17 protein-coding genes and 1 other RNA gene are annotated in these 17547 nt (G+C 65.5%); 9 read left to right on the plus strand and 9 right to left on the minus strand.

The features are described from left to right. Positions 1–35: 35 nt before the first annotated feature. The 3 genes from truA to def form a co-directional block, all read right to left on the minus strand. Positions 36–773, minus strand: coding sequence for a tRNA pseudouridine(38-40) synthase TruA (gene truA, locus AB7G19_RS40810; protein WP_085399970.1), 738 nt, complete (start codon positions 771–773; stop codon positions 36–38). A gap of 119 nt (positions 774–892) precedes the next feature. Continuing rightward, positions 893–1816: a methionyl-tRNA formyltransferase gene (gene fmt, locus AB7G19_RS40815; RefSeq protein WP_441268800.1), complete on the minus strand. Its 924-nt coding sequence runs from the start codon at positions 1814–1816 to the stop codon at positions 893–895. A 216-nt stretch (positions 1817–2032) separates the two neighbouring features. Continuing rightward, on the minus strand, positions 2033–2557 hold the full coding sequence (gene def / locus AB7G19_RS40820; protein WP_063979819.1) for a peptide deformylase: 525 nt from the start codon (positions 2555–2557) through the stop codon (positions 2033–2035). Between the two features lie 171 nt (positions 2558–2728). On the opposite strand from def, the gene AB7G19_RS40825 reads away from it, so the two are divergent. Beyond that, positions 2729–3928, plus strand: a complete 1200-nt coding sequence (locus tag AB7G19_RS40825) for a DNA recombination protein RmuC (RefSeq protein ID WP_085398512.1) — start codon at positions 2729–2731, stop codon at positions 3926–3928. Positions 3929–4011: 83 nt separating this feature from the next. Then, positions 4012–5376, plus strand: coding sequence for an AmpG family muropeptide MFS transporter (locus AB7G19_RS40830; RefSeq protein WP_085398513.1), 1365 nt, complete (start codon positions 4012–4014; stop codon positions 5374–5376). 142 nt (positions 5377–5518) lie between these two features. On the opposite strand, the gene AB7G19_RS40835 is transcribed toward AB7G19_RS40830, so the two are convergent. The 6 genes from AB7G19_RS40835 to AB7G19_RS40860 all read right to left on the minus strand — a co-directional run bounded on the left by AB7G19_RS40835 (position 5519) and on the right by AB7G19_RS40860 (position 10167). Next, positions 5519–5956 carry a hypothetical protein gene (locus AB7G19_RS40835; protein ID WP_085398514.1) on the minus strand — a complete coding sequence of 146 codons (438 nt, stop codon included), beginning with the start codon at positions 5954–5956 and terminating at the stop codon, positions 5519–5521. A 26-nt stretch (positions 5957–5982) separates the two neighbouring features. Then, entirely contained in the window at positions 5983–6585 is a 603-nt protein-coding gene (recR, locus tag AB7G19_RS40840) for a recombination mediator RecR (protein WP_063979823.1), read from the minus strand. A 1-nt stretch (position 6586) separates the two neighbouring features. After that, the gene (locus AB7G19_RS40845) at positions 6587–6907 is read right to left on the minus strand and encodes a YbaB/EbfC family nucleoid-associated protein (RefSeq protein ID WP_085398515.1); all 321 of its coding nucleotides are present in this window, start codon (positions 6905–6907) and stop codon (positions 6587–6589) included. Positions 6908–7029: 122 nt separating this feature from the next. Then, positions 7030–8868, minus strand: a complete 1839-nt coding sequence (locus tag AB7G19_RS40850) for a DNA polymerase III subunit gamma/tau (protein WP_439037606.1) — start codon at positions 8866–8868, stop codon at positions 7030–7032. Positions 8869–8962: 94 nt separating this feature from the next. Further along, positions 8963–9059, minus strand: an RNA gene (gene ffs, locus AB7G19_RS40855) — signal recognition particle sRNA small type. Between the two features lie 127 nt (positions 9060–9186). Then, the gene (locus AB7G19_RS40860; RefSeq protein ID WP_085398517.1) at positions 9187–10167 is read right to left on the minus strand and encodes a GlxA family transcriptional regulator; all 981 of its coding nucleotides are present in this window, start codon (positions 10165–10167) and stop codon (positions 9187–9189) included. A 104-nt stretch (positions 10168–10271) separates the two neighbouring features. On the opposite strand from AB7G19_RS40860, the gene AB7G19_RS40865 reads away from it, so the two are divergent. The 7 genes from AB7G19_RS40865 to AB7G19_RS40895 all read left to right on the plus strand — a co-directional run bounded on the left by AB7G19_RS40865 (position 10272) and on the right by AB7G19_RS40895 (position 17320). Then, positions 10272–10913 (plus strand): HD domain-containing protein, encoded by a 642-nt coding sequence (locus AB7G19_RS40865; protein WP_085398518.1) that lies wholly within the window; start codon positions 10272–10274, stop codon positions 10911–10913. A 115-nt stretch (positions 10914–11028) separates the two neighbouring features. Further along, positions 11029–12510 (plus strand): catalase, encoded by a 1482-nt coding sequence (locus AB7G19_RS40870; protein ID WP_441268801.1) that lies wholly within the window; start codon positions 11029–11031, stop codon positions 12508–12510. Positions 12511–12938: 428 nt separating this feature from the next. After that, positions 12939–13787: a transporter substrate-binding domain-containing protein gene (locus tag AB7G19_RS40875; protein ID WP_085398526.1), complete on the plus strand. Its 849-nt coding sequence runs from the start codon at positions 12939–12941 to the stop codon at positions 13785–13787. Positions 13788–13975: 188 nt separating this feature from the next. After that, entirely contained in the window at positions 13976–14638 is a 663-nt protein-coding gene (locus AB7G19_RS40880; protein ID WP_008131668.1) for an amino acid ABC transporter permease, read from the plus strand. Beyond that, complete coding sequence (locus AB7G19_RS40885) at positions 14635–15441, plus strand: amino acid ABC transporter ATP-binding protein (RefSeq protein WP_085398520.1); 807 nt, start codon at positions 14635–14637, stop codon at positions 15439–15441. Before AB7G19_RS40880 ends, AB7G19_RS40885 begins: the two co-directional genes overlap by 4 nt. Next, positions 15441–16196, plus strand: a complete 756-nt coding sequence (locus AB7G19_RS40890; RefSeq protein ID WP_085398521.1) for an SDR family NAD(P)-dependent oxidoreductase — start codon at positions 15441–15443, stop codon at positions 16194–16196. Before AB7G19_RS40885 ends, AB7G19_RS40890 begins: the two co-directional genes overlap by 1 nt. Beyond that, the gene (locus AB7G19_RS40895) at positions 16193–17320 is read left to right on the plus strand and encodes a muconate cycloisomerase family protein (RefSeq protein ID WP_085398522.1); all 1128 of its coding nucleotides are present in this window, start codon (positions 16193–16195) and stop codon (positions 17318–17320) included. Before AB7G19_RS40890 ends, AB7G19_RS40895 begins: the two co-directional genes overlap by 4 nt. Positions 17321–17547 lie beyond the last annotated feature (227 nt).

A 17547-nucleotide genomic window follows, 5' to 3' on the forward strand; every position in this document is an offset into this window, starting at 1 on the left:
AAGCCCGGCCATGACGTCTGTGGCGGCAGCGGGCGCTAATAATCCACCTTCATCAGATACAGCCCGTCAGGCGGTGCGACGATGCCGCAGGCCGCGCGGTTGCGGGCTGCGAGCGCCGCTGAGAGATTGTCCGCGGTCCAGCGGCCCTCGCCGACCCAGACCAGCGATCCCACCATCGAGCGCACCTGGCTGTGCAGGAAGGAGCGCGCCGACGTAAGAATCGTGATCTCGCGGCCGTCGCGGTGCACGTCGAGCTGGTCGAGCGTTTTCTCCGGCGACTTGGCCTGGCACTCGGTGTCGCGAAACGTCGTGAAGTCGTGTTTGCCGAGCAGACGTTGTGCCGCCGCATGCATCGCATCGGCATCGAGCCGGCGCGGCACGCGCCAGGCGTGACCGATATCAAGCGCGAGATTGGCGCGGGTGTTGACGACGCGGTAGCGGTAGTGCCGCTTCACGGCCGAGAACCGCGCCTCGAAGGTGTCAGGGACGATCTCGGCCTCCAGCACCGCAATTGGATGCGGGCGCAGATGCGCGTTGAGACCATCGCGAAAACGGCCCGGCGGAAACTGCTTGTCGATGTCGACATGCGCGACCTGGCCGCGCGCATGCACGCCGGCATCGGTGCGGCCCGCACCGTGCACGCGCAGATCCGCGCCGGTCATCGCCTTCACCGCCGCCTCTAACGCGCCCTGCACGGAAGGCAGCGTGTCCTGCACCTGCCAGCCGAAGAACGGCGCGCCGTCATATTCGATGGTGAGCTTGTAGCGGGGCATCTCAATCCGGGTGGTGTCATCGCCCGGCTTGACCGGGCGATCCAGTACTCCGAGACATCTCTGTTCAGCCGAGAAGCCTCGGCGTACTGGATACCCCGCCTTCGCGGGGTATGACAGCGCTACGTGAATTTGGCTCCCGGCTTCACCGGCACGCCGCGCAAAAAGTCCGTGGCCTGCATCCGCGCCTTGCCCTCGCGCTGGAGCTCGAGGATGCGGATCGCGCCCTCGCCGCAGGCAATCGTGAGCTGGTCGTCGAGCACCTCGCCGGGTGCACCGGAGCCCTTCGCCAACTCGCAGCGCAGGATTTTTACGCGCGCATTCTCAAGCTCGGCCCAGGCGCCGGGAAACGGCGACAGGCCGTGGATGTGGCGCAGCACGGCGTGCGCCGGCTTGGTCCATTCGATCCGCGCTTCGGCCTTGTCGATCTTGGCGGCGTAGGTGACGCCATCCGCGCTCTGCTTCTTGAGCTGGAGCCCGCCGCGGGCGAGCGCGGCCATCGCGCGCACCATCAGATCGGCACCGAGCCGGGAGAGGCGGTCATGCAGATCGACCGCGGTCATGTTGTCGGGAATCGCCATGCGCTCGGCCATGGCGACGTCACCGGTGTCGAGACCGACATCCATCTTCATCACCATGACGCCGCTCTCGGCATCGCCTTCCATGATCGCGCGGTTGATCGGCGCGGCGCCGCGCCAGCGCGGCAGCAGCGAAGCGTGCAGATTGTAACAGCCGAGTTTCGGCGCATCGAGGACCGCCTGCGGCAGGATCATGCCGTAGGCGACGACGACGGCGGCATCGGCGTCGAAGGCGCGAAACTCGTCGAGCGCTTCGGGCGTCTTCAGCGACTTCGGCGTCAGCACGGGAACGCCGAGCTTTCGCGCGGCTTCCTCGACCGGGGTCGGCTGCAATTGCAGGCCGCGCCGTCCGCCGGGCTTGGGCGCGCGCGTATAGACCGCCGCGATCTCGTGGCCATGCGAGACCAGCTCGAGCAGCGTCGGCACGGAGAAATCGGGCGTGCCCATGAAGATGAGGCGGAGGGGCATGACAAGGACTCGGTATGTTCCCTCCCCCCTTGCGGGGGAGGGCTAGGGAGAGGGGTGCCACACGACGCGCTCTCTCGGCGTTAGCGCGGGCGCCCTATTGTTGGCATTCGCAAACGACGGGCGCCTTTTGCTGGGCTACCCCTCTCCCCCGCCCTCCCCCGCAAGGGGGGAGGGAGCGCACGGGAGTTCGCGGCAGCACCAGCGCTTACAAATGACTTACTCCGCGCGCTTGGCGGCTTTCTCGAACTTCTTGATCACGCGGTCGCGCTTGAGCTTTGAGAGATAGTCGACGAACAGCACGCCGTTGAGATGGTCGATCTCGTGCTGAATGCAGGTGGCGTAGAGGCCTTCGGCGTCCTCCTCGTGCACCTTGCCGTCGAGATCGGTGAAGCGCACGCGCACCTTCGCAGGCCTTTCGACCTCCTCGTAATATTCGGGGATCGAGAGGCAGCCTTCCTCGTAGACCGACAGATCCTCGGAGGAGGCGATAATTTCAGGGTTGATGAAGACACGCGGCTCCGGCTTTGTCTCGCCGTCCGGGTCAGGCTTGGCGAGGTCCATGGTGATCAGCCGCAAGGGCTGCGCGATCTGGATCGCCGCGAGCCCGATGCCGGGCGCGTCGTACATGGTCTCGAACATGTCGTCGGCAAGCTTGCGGATCTCCGTCGTGACCTTCTCGATCGGCTTGGAGACCAGACGCAGCTGCTTGTCGGGCAGGATGATGATTTCTCTGAGGGCCATGGCCGCGATTTAAGCCGCATGCCGGATGCGGTCAATGCGGCGAGGAACTCCGTTAACCCTCCGCTAACCATAAAACTTCAGGTTTCGTTAACCATAAAAATTAGGGGGCTATTAACCATAAGCGTTCGCTATTCGTTCGCGGAGAGTGTCGAATCGGCTACAAGGGCCGCCATGAACGAGATCATTTTCCTGGCTGGCGACTGGCCGGTCCGCACCATCGATGCGCTGATCGGCTTCGGCGCCCTCGTCGTCATCCTGCTGGTGGTGATCGCGGTCGTGATCGCGCGATCCGGGCGGCGCGGCGCGGAACTCGCCATGGCCAATGCCATCCGCGCGGACGAGCTCGAGGAGCGCCTCAGCCAGGTGCTGCACGCCCAGAGCGAGGCTGCCGGCCGAGCCGACGCCATGACCCAGGCGCTGGCCGGCCGCCAGGCCGACATGGCGCGCGCGGTCAACGAGCGGCTGGATTCGGTGACCCATCGGGTCGGCCAGTCGATGGAACACTCGACGCGCAACACCATGGAGAGCCTGCGCGCCCTGCACGAGCGGCTCGGCATCATCGACAACGCGCACAAGAACCTGACCGACCTCACCACGCAGGTGACGACCTTGCGCGACGTGCTCGCCAACAAGCAGTCGCGCGGCGCCTTCGGCCAGGCGCGGATGGAGGCGATCGTCCAGGACGGCTTGCCGAAGGGCGCCTACGAGTTCCAGTTCACGCTCTCGACGGGAAAGCGGCCGGACTGCGTGGTGTTCCTGCCCGACCAGCGGCCGCTCTGCATCGACGCAAAATTTCCGCTGGAGGCGATGACCGCGCTGCACGATGCGCGCACCGACGAGGAGAAGCGCATCGCCACGCAGCGGCTGCGCGGCGACGTGATGAAGCATGTCAGCGACATCGCCGACAAATATCTCGTCGCCGGCGAGACCCAGGAGATGGCACTGATGTTCGTGCCGTCGGAATCGGTCTATGCCGAGATCCATGACGGTTTCGACGACGTGATCCAGAAGGCCTATCGCGCCCGCGTCGTGCTGGTGTCGCCTTCGCTGCTGATGCTCGCGATCCAGGTGATGCAGCAGATCATGAAAGACGCGCGCATGCGCGACGCCGCCGACCAGATCCGCACCGAGGTGATCAAGCTCGGCGACGATTTGGGCCGCCTGCGCGACCGCGTGCTGAAGCTCCAGAAGCATTTTGCCGACGCGAACGAGGACGTGCGGCAGGTGCTGATCTCCGCCGACAAGATCGAGAAGCGCGCAGGGAGAATCGAGGAGCTCGATTTCAGCAAGACCGATGCGCCGGAGGGGCCGCATCTGGTGGCAACCGGTGCCGCGGAGCTGTTCCCGAGGAAGCTCCAGGCGGGGGAGTGAGTTTTGAGGCACACTGTCGTCGCCCGGCTTGACCGGGCGACGACACCTCACTTGTGGCAGCCAGAATCTGCTAACACCTCCCCATGACCGCACCCGACGCGACCTCCCCTGCCAGCCCCGACACGGCCCCCACCTCCTGGCGTGACGGCCTGGCCGTGTACCTGCAACCGCGGGTGCTGATCGTACTGTTCCTCGGCTTCTCGTCCGGGCTGCCGCTGGCGCTGTCGGGCTCCACGCTCCTGGTGTGGATGCGCGAGGCCGGGGTCGACCTCAAGACCATCGGGCTGTTTGCGCTGGTCGGCACGCCCTACACGCTGAAATTCCTGTGGGCGCCGCTGGTGGATGCGCTGCATGTGCCGCTGTTCACCCGCGCGTTCGGACGGCGGCGCGGCTGGCTGCTGTTCTCGCAATTGCTGCTGATCATCGCGATCCTGCTGCTGGCACTCACCGATCCCGCGCGCTCGCCGTTCTACGTCGCGCTCGGCGCGCTGCTGGTCGCGACGACGTCCTCGACGCAGGACATCGTGGTCGACGCGTTCCGCGTCGAGAGCCTGCCGGAGAGCGAGCAGGCCGCCGGAATGGCTTCCTATGTCGCGGCCTATCGCATCGGCATGCTGGTCTCGACCGCGGGCGCGCTGTTCATCGTGTCCGGCTTCGAGGGCACCGGCATTCCGCGCGCGTCGGCCTGGATGTGGGGCTACGTGGTGATGGCGGCGATGGTGCTGATCGGCACGATCACCGCGCTGGCCGCGACAGAGCCCGAGCAATCGGTGCGGGCGGAAGCCGCGACACAAACCGAGACGGCGTTCGCGCGCGTGCTGCACGCGGCGATCGGGGCCTTCTCGGAATTCCTGTCGCGCAAGGATGCGCTCGCCGCGCTCGCCTTCGTCGTGCTGTTCAAGTTCACCGATGCCTTCTCCGGCACGATGACCGCGCCGTTCGTGATCGACCTCGGCTTTTCCCGCAACGATTACGCGGCGATCGTGAAGGGCGTCGGCCTCGCGGCAACGCTGATCGGCGGCTTTGCCGGCGGCTTCCTCGCGCGGCGCTATTCGCTTGCGACCAGCCTCTGGATCGGCGGCGTGGTGCAGGCGCTCGCCAATCTCTCCTTCTCCTGGCTGGCCTTCGTCGGCACCAGCCAATGGGCGCTGGCCTTTGCCATCACCTGCGAGAACTTTACCAGCGCCATCGGCACCGTGATCTTCGTCGCCTATCTCTCCGCGCTGTGCCAGAATCCGCTGCACACGGCGACGCAATATGCGCTGCTCACCGCGCTCGCCGCGGTCGGGCGCACATATCTGTCAGCGAGTGCGGGCTATGTCGCGGAGACGACCGGCTGGCCGCTGTTCTTCGTGATCTGCGTGCTGGTGGCGATCCCGAGCCTTGTGCTGCTGGCCTGGCTGCAGAAGCGCGGGCATTTCGAGACGCTGGGGCCGGTGAGGGTGTAAACTCGGCACGCGCTACGCCCGCGATGCCGTAGGGTGGGCAAAGCGAAGCGTGCCCACCACCTGAATCGTCGCCGGGAGAATGGTGGGCACGGCGCTTTGCGCCTTTGCCCACCCTACGGTAGCTCGGCTGGAGCGGCGCCCCCTACTGCTTCCTGATCAAGCTCCACTTCGTGATCACGGCTTCGCTCATCTGGCCGGGATCGCTGGCGCAGGCGACTTCGTCGACCTTGACCGAGATCGCCTTGCCGACGAACGATTTCAGCTGCGTGGCCTGCGCGTCGCTGGAAGTGACGAGTTGGAACGTCTCAGGACCGGTCTCGAGATTGCACAGCCCGTTCGGCGCCGGCAGTCGACGCGGCTCGGAGGTGATCTGGTACATCGCAATCCGCTTGCCGGCGTTCTTGATGTCGCGCACCTTCATTGCGTTCAATTCGCCCGAGAGCACCTCGCCGGCACTGATTGGCTTGCCGGGCTTCGGCGGCGGCGGCGCCCCGTCGTCCTGCTGCGCGGAGATGGCCGGGGTCGCCAGCAGCATCATCGTCGCGACCAAAGCCGATCGTGTGGCGAAAAGTTTCGTCATGTCGTCCGTTCCGTAAGTCTGGATGGCTAGAACAAGGTCCGCTGCCGCATCGCGGCCGATAGCGTACCTTCGTCGAGATAATCAAGCTCGCCACCGACCGGCACACCATGGGCCAGCCGGGTTACTTTTACGTTGGCGTCCTGAAGCAGGTCGGTGATGTAGTGCGCCGTGGTCTGGCCGTCGACCGTCGCGTTCAGCGCCAGGATGATCTCGTGCACCTCGGCAGCATGCGCGCGCGCCACCAGCGCGTCGATGGTGAGGTCCTGCGGCCCGACGCCGTCGAGCGGCGACAATGTCGCGCCGAGCACATGATAGCGCCCCTGGGTCGCATTGGCCCGTTCCAGCGCCCAGAGATCGGCGACATCGGCGACGACGACGATGATTGCATCATCGCGTTTCGGATCGGTACAGACCGTGCAGGGATTTTGCGTGTCGATATTGCCGCAGGTCTTGCAGACCTGGACCTTGTCGAGCGCGACCTGCAGGGCCGAAGACAGCGGCATCATCAGCGCTTCGCGCTTCTTGATCAGATGCAGCGCCGCACGCCGCGCCGAGCGCGGACCAAGGCCTGGCAGCCGTGCGAGGAGCTGGACCAGCCGCTCGATTTCGGGACCTGCAACCGAACCCATCTTATTGGCCGAACATACCCGGTGGCAGGCTGAGGCCGCCCGTGAGCGCCTGCATCTTCTCCTGCACGGCCGTTTCGGCCTTGCGGCGGGCATCGCCGAGGGCGGTGACGAGCAGGTCCTCGAGCACCTCGCGCTCTTCCGGCTTCATCAGCGAGGGATCGATCTTGATGCCCTTCACGTCCATCTTCGCCGTCATGCGCACGGCGACGAGACCGCCGCCGGAGATGCCTTCGACCTCGACGCTGGAGAGCTGATCCTGCATCTCCTGCATCTTGGATTGCAGCTGCTGCGCCTGCTTCATCATGCCGAAAATATCGACCATCGGTGCTGTCCTTGGTTGCGCGATGACTCGTCATCGCGCCTTAACTCTTGGTTTGAGCATGATCTAATCGGAAAACCGCTTCACACTTTGCGCTACGCGGCCCTTCGGGTCCGGATCATGCTCTAGAGATCGTCGCCGTCGGAACCATCGGGCGGATCGTCACTGCCATAGTCCGCATTCATATTGGTTTCCGGCGCCTCGGGGGCAAGCCTGCGGACCTCGACGACCTTCGCACCGGGAAAACGCGACAGCACCTCCTGCACGCGCGGATCGGCTTCAGCGGAGCGCGCATGTTCCTGCTTCGCCGCGTGGTTCACCGAGCGCAGCGTCGGCTGGCCCTGCTCGTTGGAGACGATCACGGTCCAGCGCCGGCCGGTCCAGAGCTCGAATTTTCGCGCAAGCTCGGAGATCATGGTCTTGGAGGCGTTGGGCTCGAGCGCGACTTCCAGCCGGCCCTCCTCGAAACGGACGAGGCGCATGTCGCCTTCGAGCGCGGCCTTGATCATGAGATCGCGCTTCTGCCCGGCGACCGCGACGAGCTGGGTGAAGCTCGTGATGCGCAGCTGGGGCGCGGCTCCTTGCGGATCCGGCGCGGGCGCCGCCATCTGCGGCCGGGCGGCGCCGCCGCCGAACGCGGACGGTGACGAAGTCGGTGCGCGCATGGGCGCGGCCGAGGCAACCGGCGCCGCGGAGGCCACCGGCGCACCCGGCGCGCCGCTGCGCGCGGCACTTCCGCCGCCCACGACCGGCGAGCCGCCGCCGTTCTGCTCCAGCATCTTGATCGCTTCGTCCGGCGTCGGCAGGTCGGCGACATAGGCGATGCGCACCAGCACCATCTCGGCGGCCGCTGCGGGGCGCGTCGCGGCCTGCACCTCGGTGATGCCCTTGAGCAGCATCTGCCACATCCGCGACAGCACGCGCATCGAGATCTTCGAGGCAAAATCCCGCGCGCGCACGCGCTCGGTCTCGCCATAGGCGACGTTGTCGGCGGTCGCCGGCACGATCTTCACGCGGGTGACGAAATTGACGAACTCGGCAAGGTCCGACAGCACGACGATCGGATCGGCGCCGACGTCGTACTGGTCGCGGAACTCCTTGAAAGCGGCAGCGATGTCGCCGCGCGCCAGCGAATCGAAGAGGTCGATGACGCGGGTGCGGTCGGCGAGGCCCAGCATCTGCCTGACCGCATCCGCCTTCACGGTGCCTGCCGCGTGCGCGATCGCCTGGTCGAGCAGCGACAGAGAGTCGCGCACCGAGCCTTCCGCGGCGCGCGCGATGATGCCAAGCGCCTCGGGCTCGATCTCGACGTTCTCCTTCGCCGCGATATTGGCGAGGTGCTTCATCAGCACGTCGGCCTCGACCCGGCGCAGGTCAAAACGCTGGCAGCGCGACAGCACGGTGACCGGAACCTTGCGGATCTCGGTGGTCGCGAACACGAATTTGGCGTGCTCCGGCGGTTCCTCCAGCGTCTTCAGGAAGGCGTTGAACGCCGCCGTCGACAGCATGTGGACTTCGTCGATGATGTAGACCTTGTAGCGGGCGCTGGCCGGCGCGTAGCGCACGCTGTCATTGATCTGGCGGACGTCGTCGACGCCGGTGTGCGAGGCCGCGTCCATCTCCAGCACGTCCATGTGCCGGCTTTCCATGATCGCCTGGCAATGCACGCCCAGGGTCGGCATGTGGATGGTCGGGCCCTTCACCGATCCGTCCGGCATCTCGTAGTTGAGCGCACGGGCCAGGATACGCGCGGTGGTGGTCTTGCCGACGCCGCGGACGCCGGTGAGGATCCAGGCCTGCGGAATGCGCCCGGTCTCGAACGCGTTCGAGACGGTGCGCACCACGGCCTCCTGGCCGATCAGATCGTCGAAGCTGGAGGGCCGGTATTTGCGCGCCAGCACCCGGTAGGGCGTGCTGGCCTGGCCGGCGCTGTCGGGGTTGGGAGGGGCGCCAGCGTCGGTCATCGGTCGATCCGCAATGGAATGTCTTTCGCCCGGCTTTTGCGGAAAGGAGCGCGCTGACGGGAAGCCCGCCGGCGCAATTCGCTCGGAAAAACAGGTAGGAGACTGACGAGCGACCCGATCCGGACCTCGTTAGGGCTGCTTCCTTCCGGACCTGACCCGGTTGGCGAGTGGCTCGTCCACCGCCAATCTCCCGGTCCCTATTTGGGGCCAAAAGGTCGGGAAAGCAAGCGGGTATCCGTAGGTCCCGCACACCCCGCTGGGCGGCCCCCGCCGGCCCATTTGGACGCGGAAGCCGGCTCAGTGTTGGCGAGCTGGAACCTACGTGATTCGCGCAAACCGCTTGCGATACTCGGCGGGCGTCACGCCGACGTGACGATTGAACGCGCGGCGCAGCGTATCGGCATCGGCGAATCCACAATGGAGCGCCACCTGCTTCGGGGCTTCATTGCCAAACTCGAGCAGCCGCCTCGCCGCATTGACGCGGGCTTCCTCGACCCAGGTCGCAGGCGTGACGCCCACCTCGGCGCGGAACAGCCGTGCAAAGTGCCTCGGGCTGAGCTCCATGCGCGTCGCCAGGCTCGCAACGCTGTGGTCGAGCCCGGGATTGGCGGCGACCCAGCGCTGCAGCTCCTGCAATGCGGCGCGGCCGGCGGGAACAGCCTCGCCCTTGCGGGTGAACTGCATCTGCCCACCCGGGCGCTTGAAGAACATCACGAGCTGGCTTGCGACTCTCATGGCCGTGTCGCGCCCGAGATCTTCCTCGACCAGTGCCAGCGCGAGGTCGAGCCCTGCGGTCACGCCGGCGGCCGTGCGGAGCTTGCCGTCGGTGACGTAGATGGCATCCTTGTCCACGGTGACCGACGGGAATTTGCTGGCCAGCATGTCTGCGACCGCCCAATGCGTCGTGACCCGCCTGCCATCAAGGAGACCGGCGGCGGCAAGGAAGAAGGCCCCGCTGCAAACCGAGCCGAATCTGCGGGTCCGCGAAGCCCGCCGCCGCAGCCAGTCGATCACGCTCCCGTCCGCCGGGACTTCGGCCGCGTTCGGGCATCCCGCCACCAGCAAGGTGTCGATCGGCTCCTGGAAGTCGCGGTCGACGATTCGGTCGGGCATCAGCTGGACGCCTGAGGAACTGCGGATCGGCCCTGGCTCCGCGCCCGCCACGAACAAGGCATAGGCGGGATAGCCGGCCTGCACGTTCGCCTCGGCGAACACATCGAGCGGCCCTGCGACATCGAGCAGCTGCACGCCTGGCAGCGCCACGATCACAACCGTCCTTGGTTTCGGCTTTGCACCCATGTCCGCCTCGATCCGGATTTGTCCGTTTTTGACGTATTACGTCGATTTAAGACAACGTAGCCCGGATTTACAGTGGACGCGATCCAAAATTTCAGGAGCTGCTCATGTCAGAAATCACCGAGGCCGCCGTCATTCCCGACAGCAAGCTGGCGCGCGCCATCACCGAATACGTCCGCGATACCGAAACGGACCTGCTCTTCAACCATTCCAGCCGCGTCTACCAGTTCGGCGCGATGGCCGGCGTCCGCCGTGGGCTGACGTTCGACCGCGAACTGCTCTACGCCGGCGCCATGTTTCACGACATCGGCCTGATGCCGGGCCATGGCAGCCAACACGAGCGGTTCGAGGTCGACGGCGCGCATGCCGCGCGCGATTTCCTGCGCAGCCACGGCATTTCGGAAGCCGACGCCTACACGGTGTGGACCGCGATCGCCCTGCACACCACGCCGGGCGTCCCCCAGCACATGCACCCCGTCGTCGCGCTGGTGACCGCGGGCGTCGAGATGGACGTGCTCGGGCTCACCTACGACGAATATTCCGACGCGGAGCGCGAGGCGGTCGTGAACGCCTTTCCGCGCACGCCGCACTTCAAGGAAGACATCATCCAGGCCTTCTACGACGGCATCAAGCATCGGCCCGATACGACGTTCGGCAACGTCAAGGCCGACGTCATCGCCGACAAGGAGCCGCATTTCCATCGCGGCAATTTCTGCAGCGTCATCCGCAACTCGCATTGGCACGGTTGACCGGCGTTCGCGCAAGGACAGTGCGATCTCGAAATCGACTGCTGTGGACCCATGCGAGCCTGAGATTTCGCACGCGGGCAGCAATAGCCAATGACCCCATATTCAGGAGCATCCCATGGCCGATGAGCCGAAACGTTTGACCCATGCGACGGGCGCGCCCGTCAGCGATAACCTCAACATCATGACCGCGGGCCGCCGCGGGCCCGCGCTGCTGCAAGACGTCTGGCTGATCGAGAAGCTAGCACATTTCGATCGCGAAGTGATCCCGGAGCGACGGATGCATGCCAAGGGTTCCGGCGCCTTCGGCACCTTCACCGTGACCAATGAGATCACCCGATACACCAAGGCGAAGATCTTCTCGGAAGTCGGCAAGCAGACGCCGATGTTCGCGCGGTTCTCGACCGTTGCCGGCGAGCGCGGCGCAGCCGACGCCGAACGCGACATCCGCGGCTTTGCGCTGAAGTTCTACACCGAGGAAGGCAATTGGGACATGGTGGGCAACAACACGCCCGTGTTCTTCTTCCGCGATCCCTTGCGCTTTCCCGACCTCAATCATGCGATCAAGCGCGATCCCCGAACCGGAATGCGCAGCGCCGACAACAATTGGGATTTCTGGACGTTGCTGCCGGAGGCTCTGCACCAGGTTACCATCGTGATGAGCGAGCGCGGCCTTCCCAGAAGCTTCAGGCACATGCATGGCTTTGGCAGCCATACCTACAGCTTCATCAATGCCGCCAATGAGCGGACCTGGGTGAAGTTTCACTTCCGGACGCAGCAGGGCATCGAAAACCTGACCGACGCCGAGGCCGAAGCCCTCATCGGCAAGGACCGCGAGACTCACCAGCGCGACCTGTTCGAGAGCATCGAATGCGGCGATTTCCCGCGCTGGACCATGTTCGTGCAGATCATGACCGACGATCAGGCCAAGGCGTTTGCCTTCAACCCGTTCGACCTGACCAAGATCTGGCCGAAGGCGGACTTCCCGCTGATCGAGGTCGGCTATTTCGAGCTGAACCGCAATCCGGAAAACGTCTTCGCCGAGGTCGAACAGGCCTCCTTCTCGCCGGCCCACGTCGTTCCGGGCATCGGCTTCTCGCCCGACAAGATGCTGCAGGCGAGGCTGTTCTCCTACGGGGACGCGGCGCGCTATCGCCTCGGCGTCAACCATCATCTGATCCCGGTCAACGCGCCGAAATGCCCGTATCACAGCTACCATCGCGATGGCGCAATGCGGACCGACGGCAATCTCGGGAGGACGCCGACCTATTTCCCGAACAGCCGTGGCGAGTGGACGGACCAGCCCGATCTCAACGAGCCGCCGCTCGAGATCGATGGTGCAGCCGCACATTGGGATCACCGCATCGACGACGATCACTATCGGCAGCCCGGCGACCTCTTTCGCAAGATGAACGCAGCCCAGCGGCAGGCCTTGTTCGACAACACGGCGCGCGCCGTCGGAGCGGCGGCCATCGCGATCCAGGAACGGCACATCGCCAATTGCACCAAGGCCGATCCCGCCTATGGCGCGGGCGTCCGCGACGCGCTGACGCGCCTCGCGACCGTTCGTGCCAAGGGAACGGAAAAGGCCGCGGAATAGGGTCGGTCGATCCGCACCGACCTCTCGCCGTCTTCGGCGAACGGCGCCGACAGGGCGCCGTTCGCATTTTTAAAGCGAACCGCCGAAACCTCTCAATTTTCTCGCGAAAATAGCTCGAGCCGACGCGCTCGCCGGGCCTTCCCTCGCGCATCGTCGCGAAGTGCAGATGCGGACGTTCGCCTCGGAAAGCGTCATGGCCGATGGGCTCCCTGCCTATCTTCGAGGCCCCGCACATCCCTGAGGCAATCGAGTCTTGACAGGGCCCGCCCGGCAGCGCCTTTCTATGAAATCCTGCCGGAACCGAAACAAAGGGTGCGCGAAAATCCGATCCTGAGCATTTTTCAGCCGGCTGACGCCGATTGATGGGCGAATTTTTCGCGCGAGATCAACCACTCACCTTCATCCAACCAGAAAAGCGATTCCTCAAAATGGTTACACGTCGTGATGTCGCATCGATTGTCGGACTTGGCGCGATGGCTGCAGCCACGCTGGCCTCACCGGCCGTGGCGCAGACCGCAGCGGATTCCAACGAATCGACCTTTGCCCGCATTCGCCGCACCAAGAAGATGCGGATCGGCGCGGTCGGCGGCGGCGCGCCCTATTACATGAAGGACCTCGCCAGCGGCCAGTGGAAGGGCTTCTACATCGACATCGCCAAGGCGCTCGCCGACGACATGGAGGCCGAGCTCGAGATCACCGAGACCACCTGGGGCAATTCGGTGCTCGATCTGCAGTCCAACAAGATCGACATCTTCTTCGGCCTCAACCCGACCCCGAAGCGCGCGCTGGTGGTCGACTTCTCGGTGCCGGTCTTCAACAACGCCTTCGGCATCCTCTGCAAGAAGGACTTCAAGCCGAAGAGCTGGGCCGAGCTGAACTCGCCCGACGTCAAGATCGCCGTCGACCAGGGCTCGTCGCACGACCAGGTCGTCAGCCGCCTGACGCCGAAGGCGCAGATCTCGCGACTGAAGACCGCCGACGATGCCACCGCCGCGCTGCAAACCGGCCGCGTCGACGCGCAGTGCCTGATCACCATGCTGTCGCTGACCGTGTTGAAGAAGAATCCCTCGCTCGGCCAGTTCGTGCTGCCGACGCCGATCTTCGCCACCACGTCGAACGCCGGCTTCCGCCGCGAGAACGACAAGACCTTCCGCGACTACGTCAACACCTGGATCGACTTCAACAAGGGCCTCGGCTTCATCCGCAACGCGATCATCACCAACATGGAGCTGGTGGGCGTGACCGAAGCGGACATTCCGCCGGGCGTTTCGCTGTAGGTGATGAGCGCCTGAAGTATCCACACCGTCATGGCCGGGCTTGTCCCGGCCATCCACGCCTGACTCGCGGCACCAAGAACGTGGATGCCCGGGACATAGGCGAGCGGAAGCGACGCCGTCCTTCGGACGGCTACGCCCGGGCATGACGACAAGTTTCTGAACTGACATCGGGTAAAAGTAACGCACGCATGTATCAGTGGGACTTCGGCATCCTCTGGAGCTATCGCTGGCTCTTTCTCAACGGGCTCGGCGTCACCGTCGGCTTCACCGTGGTCATCGTCGTGCTCGGTCTCGTCTTCGGCCTGTTCGGCGCGTTCGGCAGCCTGTCGCGCTTCAAGGCGGTGCGTCTCCTCGCCCTCACCTTCATCGAGGCGTTCCGCTGCACGCCGATCCTGGTGCAGCTGATCTGGTTCTATTACGCGCTGCCGATCCTGGCCGGCGTCGAGATGACGCCGATCACGGCCTCGGCGCTCGCACTCTCGCTCTATGGCGGCTCGTTCTATTCCGAGATCATCCGCGGCGGCATCATCTCGATCGACAAAGGCCAGTCGGAAGCCGGCGCCGCGCTCGGCATGACGCCGGGACAGAGCATGCGGCGCATCGTGCTTCCGCAAGCGATCAAGCGCATGATCCCGGCGCTGATGAACCAGTCGATCATCCAGTTCAAGAACACCTCGCTGGTTTCGGTGCTCGCCGTGCCCGACCTCGTCTACCAGAGCCAGGTCGCCGCCCATGACAGCTACCGGCCGCTCGAGACCTACACCGCGGTCGCGGTCGCCTATGCGGCGATCCTGATTCCCTTGACCATCATCGTCCGCCGCGGCGAGAAGCGACTGGCGGTCAGCGAATGAGCGAGCCATCCAGGAACACTTCGAAGATCGAGATCCGCAGCCTTCGCAAGAGCTTTGGCAGCAACGAGGTTCTGAAGAACATCAGCCTCGACGTGGCCAAGGGGGGCGTGGTGGCGCTGATCGGCCCATCCGGCTCCGGCAAGTCGACACTGCTCCGCTGCATCAATCTGCTGGTCGTGCCCGACGGCGGCAGCGTCCGCGTCGGCGACACAAGCTTCCAATTCGGCGAAGGCGCCAAGCTTCCGGACGTGAAGACACTCGCCAAATTCCGCACCACCACCGGCATGGTGTTCCAGCATTTCAATTTGTTCCCGCACATGACGACGCTTCAGAACGTCATGGAGGGGCCCGTCACGGTGCGCCGCATGGCCAGGGCGGACGCCGAGAAGCTCGCGCGCGCGCAGCTTGCCAAGGTGGGCCTTGCGGAGAAGGCCGACCAATATCCGGCGACGCTGTCCGGCGGGCAGAAGCAGCGCGTCGCGATCGCACGTGCGCTCGCGATGGAGCCGGACGTGATGCTGTTCGACGAGGCCACCTCGGCGCTCGATCCCGAGCTCGTCGGCGAGGTGCTCGCCGTCATGCAGCGGCTGGCCTCGGAAGGCATGACCATGGTGATCGTGACCCATGAGATCGCCTTCGCCCGCGAGGTCGCCGACCGCCTCATCTTCATGCGCGACGGCGTCGTGGTCGAGGAAGGTCCGGCGCGGCAGGTGATCGACAATCCGCAGGAAGCCGCGACGCGCGCCTTCCTCAGCCATTTCCACCGCACCGGCGCGTTGCCGCCGGCCAACGTAGCACCGTGATGCCTGATATCGATCGCGCCTATCTCGTTACCGGTGCCGCCAGCGGCATCGGCCGCGCCACCGCAAAACTGCTCGCGGCCCCCGGCACCGCGCTGCTGCTCCACACCCGCTCGAACGCGGAAGGTCTCGATGCCGCCGCGGCCGAAGCCGAAGCGAAAGGCGCCGCCGTCGCAAAATGCCTCGGCGATCTCGCCGAGGAAGCAGCCGTTACCGACGCCGTCGCCGCCGCGCAACGCGTTTTCGGACGGCTCGACGGATTGATCCTGGTCGGCGGTCATGCCCGCCGCGGCAGCGCGATCGGCACGCCGGCGGATCAGTTCCGGCAGGCGATGGACGAATCGGCGCTGGCGTTCACGCGGCTGGTCGACGCCGCGCTGCCGCTGCTGCGTGCCGGGCGCGATACGCGGATCGTGGCGGTGTCCTCTTTCGTCGCGCATGCGATCCGGCCGGAATTCGCACCCTTTGCCGCAACGGCGGCAAGCCGCTCCGCGCTCGAAGCGCTGGTGCGTCTCACCGCGATCGAGCTCGCAAAAGACGGCATCACCGTCAATGCTGTGTCACCCGGCCTCATCATCAAGGACAAGCCGAGCGAGAGCCGGCTCTCGCCCGAGCAGATCGCCACCACCGAGGCGCTGATCCCGATGCGCCGCCGCGGGCGGCCGGAAGAAGTGGCCGAGATCATCGCCTTCCTGGCATCACCGAAGGCGTCCTACGTCACCGGCCAGGTCTGGCACGTCAATGGAGGCCTGACATGACCGAAGCAACCGTCGAACGCATCAGGCTGTTCCTGATCGAGAGCCCGATCAAGATGGCGCGCCTCCAAGGCGTCGGCAACGTCAAGGGCACGGTGAAGCGCGTGCTGATCGAGCTCACCGCGAGCGACGGCGTGATCGGCTGGGGCGAGGCGGCACCGTGGGAAGTGTTCACGGGGACGCCGGAAGCGGCCTTCTCCGCGCTCGACATCTATCTGCGGCCGATCGTGCTCGGCAAACCCGTGCGCCGCATCCGCGCGCTGATGACCGAGCTCGACCGCGCGCTGGTCGGTCATGCCGAGGCCAAGGTCGCGATCGAGATGGCGCTGCTCGACATCGTCGGCAAGTCGTCGGGATTGTCGGTCGCCGACCTGCTCGGCGGCCGCGTGCGCGACACGATTCCCCTCTCCTTCTCCATCGCCGATCCCGATTTCGCCGCCGATCTCGAACGCATGCGAAAAATGGTTCCGGACGGCAACGTCATCTACAAGGTCAAGACCGGCGTGAAGCCGCATCGCGAGGATCTCGATCATCTCGAAGCGATCCGCAAGGAATTCGGCGACAAGGTCGATCTGCGCGTCGATTACAACCAGGCGCTGGCGCCGTTCGGCGCGATCAAGATTTTGCGCGACATCGAGGAATTCGCACCGACCTTCATCGAGCAGCCGGTGCCGCGCAAATATCTCGACGTGATGGCGCAGCTCACCGCGGCGCTGGAAACACCCGTTCTCGCCGACGAAAGCTGCTTCGACCGCCGCGACATGATGGAGGTGGTGCGCCGCGAAGCCGCCGATGCCGTCTCGATCAAGCTGATGAAAGCCGGCGGCCTGTTCGAGGCGCAGGCGATCATGGCGATCGCCGACATCGCCGGCCTGCCCGGCTATGGCGGCACGCTGTGGGAGGGCGGCATCGGGCTTGCCGCCGGGACGCAGCTGATCGCGGCAACGCCGGGCATCTCGCTCGGCTGCGAATTCTACATGCCGCATCACGTGCTGACCGAGGACGTGCTGGAAGAGCGCGTTGCCAACCGCGCCGGCCATGTCGTGGTGCCCGACGGCCCGGGCCTCGGGATCCGCGTCAGCGAGGCCTCCGTCCGCGCCAATGCGCGGGTGCTTGCGGAGGCGTGAGTTCGTCATTCCGGGGCGCGCGTAGCGCGAGCCCGGAATCCATAACCACAGGGAGGGGTTGTCGCGCGAGCTGGTCACCACGCATCTTCGCCAAACTTCTCTCTGTGGTTATGGGTCCCGGGCTCGCGCTTTGCGCGCCCCGGGACGACAGCGGAGCATGCCGCCCCCGCGGTCCCTAACCTTCCCCTAGCTAACTCCGTATCGTATGGTCCGGCCAAACAAGCCCG

The organism is Bradyrhizobium sp. 215_C5_N1_1, from assembly GCF_052075935.1.
GTDB lineage: Bacteria > Pseudomonadota > Alphaproteobacteria > Rhizobiales > Xanthobacteraceae > Bradyrhizobium > Bradyrhizobium barranii.

What these genes read in the sequence shown, in the direction of transcription:
- AB7G19_RS40880 (WP_008131668.1), top strand. Translation starts at nt 13,976, where the DNA reads ATGTATCAGTGGGACTTCGGCATCCTCTGGAGCTATCGCTGGCTCTTT.
- recR (WP_063979823.1), bottom strand. Translation starts at nt 6,585, where the DNA reads ATGGGTTCGGTTGCAGGTCCCGAAATCGAGCGGCTGGTCCAGCTCCTC.
- AB7G19_RS40825 (WP_085398512.1), top strand. Translation starts at nt 2,729, where the DNA reads ATGAACGAGATCATTTTCCTGGCTGGCGACTGGCCGGTCCGCACCATC.
- AB7G19_RS40860 (WP_085398517.1), bottom strand. Translation starts at nt 10,167, where the DNA reads ATGGGTGCAAAGCCGAAACCAAGGACGGTTGTGATCGTGGCGCTGCCA.
- AB7G19_RS40865 (WP_085398518.1), top strand. Translation starts at nt 10,272, where the DNA reads ATGTCAGAAATCACCGAGGCCGCCGTCATTCCCGACAGCAAGCTGGCG.
- AB7G19_RS40895 (WP_085398522.1), top strand. Translation starts at nt 16,193, where the DNA reads ATGACCGAAGCAACCGTCGAACGCATCAGGCTGTTCCTGATCGAGAGC.
- AB7G19_RS40845 (WP_085398515.1), bottom strand. Translation starts at nt 6,907, where the DNA reads ATGGTCGATATTTTCGGCATGATGAAGCAGGCGCAGCAGCTGCAATCC.
- AB7G19_RS40850 (WP_439037606.1), bottom strand. Translation starts at nt 8,868, where the DNA reads ATGACCGACGCTGGCGCCCCTCCCAACCCCGACAGCGCCGGCCAGGCC.
- AB7G19_RS40835 (WP_085398514.1), bottom strand. Translation starts at nt 5,956, where the DNA reads ATGACGAAACTTTTCGCCACACGATCGGCTTTGGTCGCGACGATGATG.
- AB7G19_RS40885 (WP_085398520.1), top strand. Translation starts at nt 14,635, where the DNA reads ATGAGCGAGCCATCCAGGAACACTTCGAAGATCGAGATCCGCAGCCTT.
- def (WP_063979819.1), bottom strand. Translation starts at nt 2,557, where the DNA reads ATGGCCCTCAGAGAAATCATCATCCTGCCCGACAAGCAGCTGCGTCTG.
- AB7G19_RS40830 (WP_085398513.1), top strand. Translation starts at nt 4,012, where the DNA reads ATGACCGCACCCGACGCGACCTCCCCTGCCAGCCCCGACACGGCCCCC.
- AB7G19_RS40875 (WP_085398526.1), top strand. Translation starts at nt 12,939, where the DNA reads ATGGTTACACGTCGTGATGTCGCATCGATTGTCGGACTTGGCGCGATG.
- truA (WP_085399970.1), bottom strand. Translation starts at nt 773, where the DNA reads ATGCCCCGCTACAAGCTCACCATCGAATATGACGGCGCGCCGTTCTTC.
- AB7G19_RS40870 (WP_441268801.1), top strand. Translation starts at nt 11,029, where the DNA reads ATGGCCGATGAGCCGAAACGTTTGACCCATGCGACGGGCGCGCCCGTC.
- fmt (WP_441268800.1), bottom strand. Translation starts at nt 1,816, where the DNA reads ATGCCCCTCCGCCTCATCTTCATGGGCACGCCCGATTTCTCCGTGCCG.
- AB7G19_RS40890 (WP_085398521.1), top strand. Translation starts at nt 15,441, where the DNA reads ATGCCTGATATCGATCGCGCCTATCTCGTTACCGGTGCCGCCAGCGGC.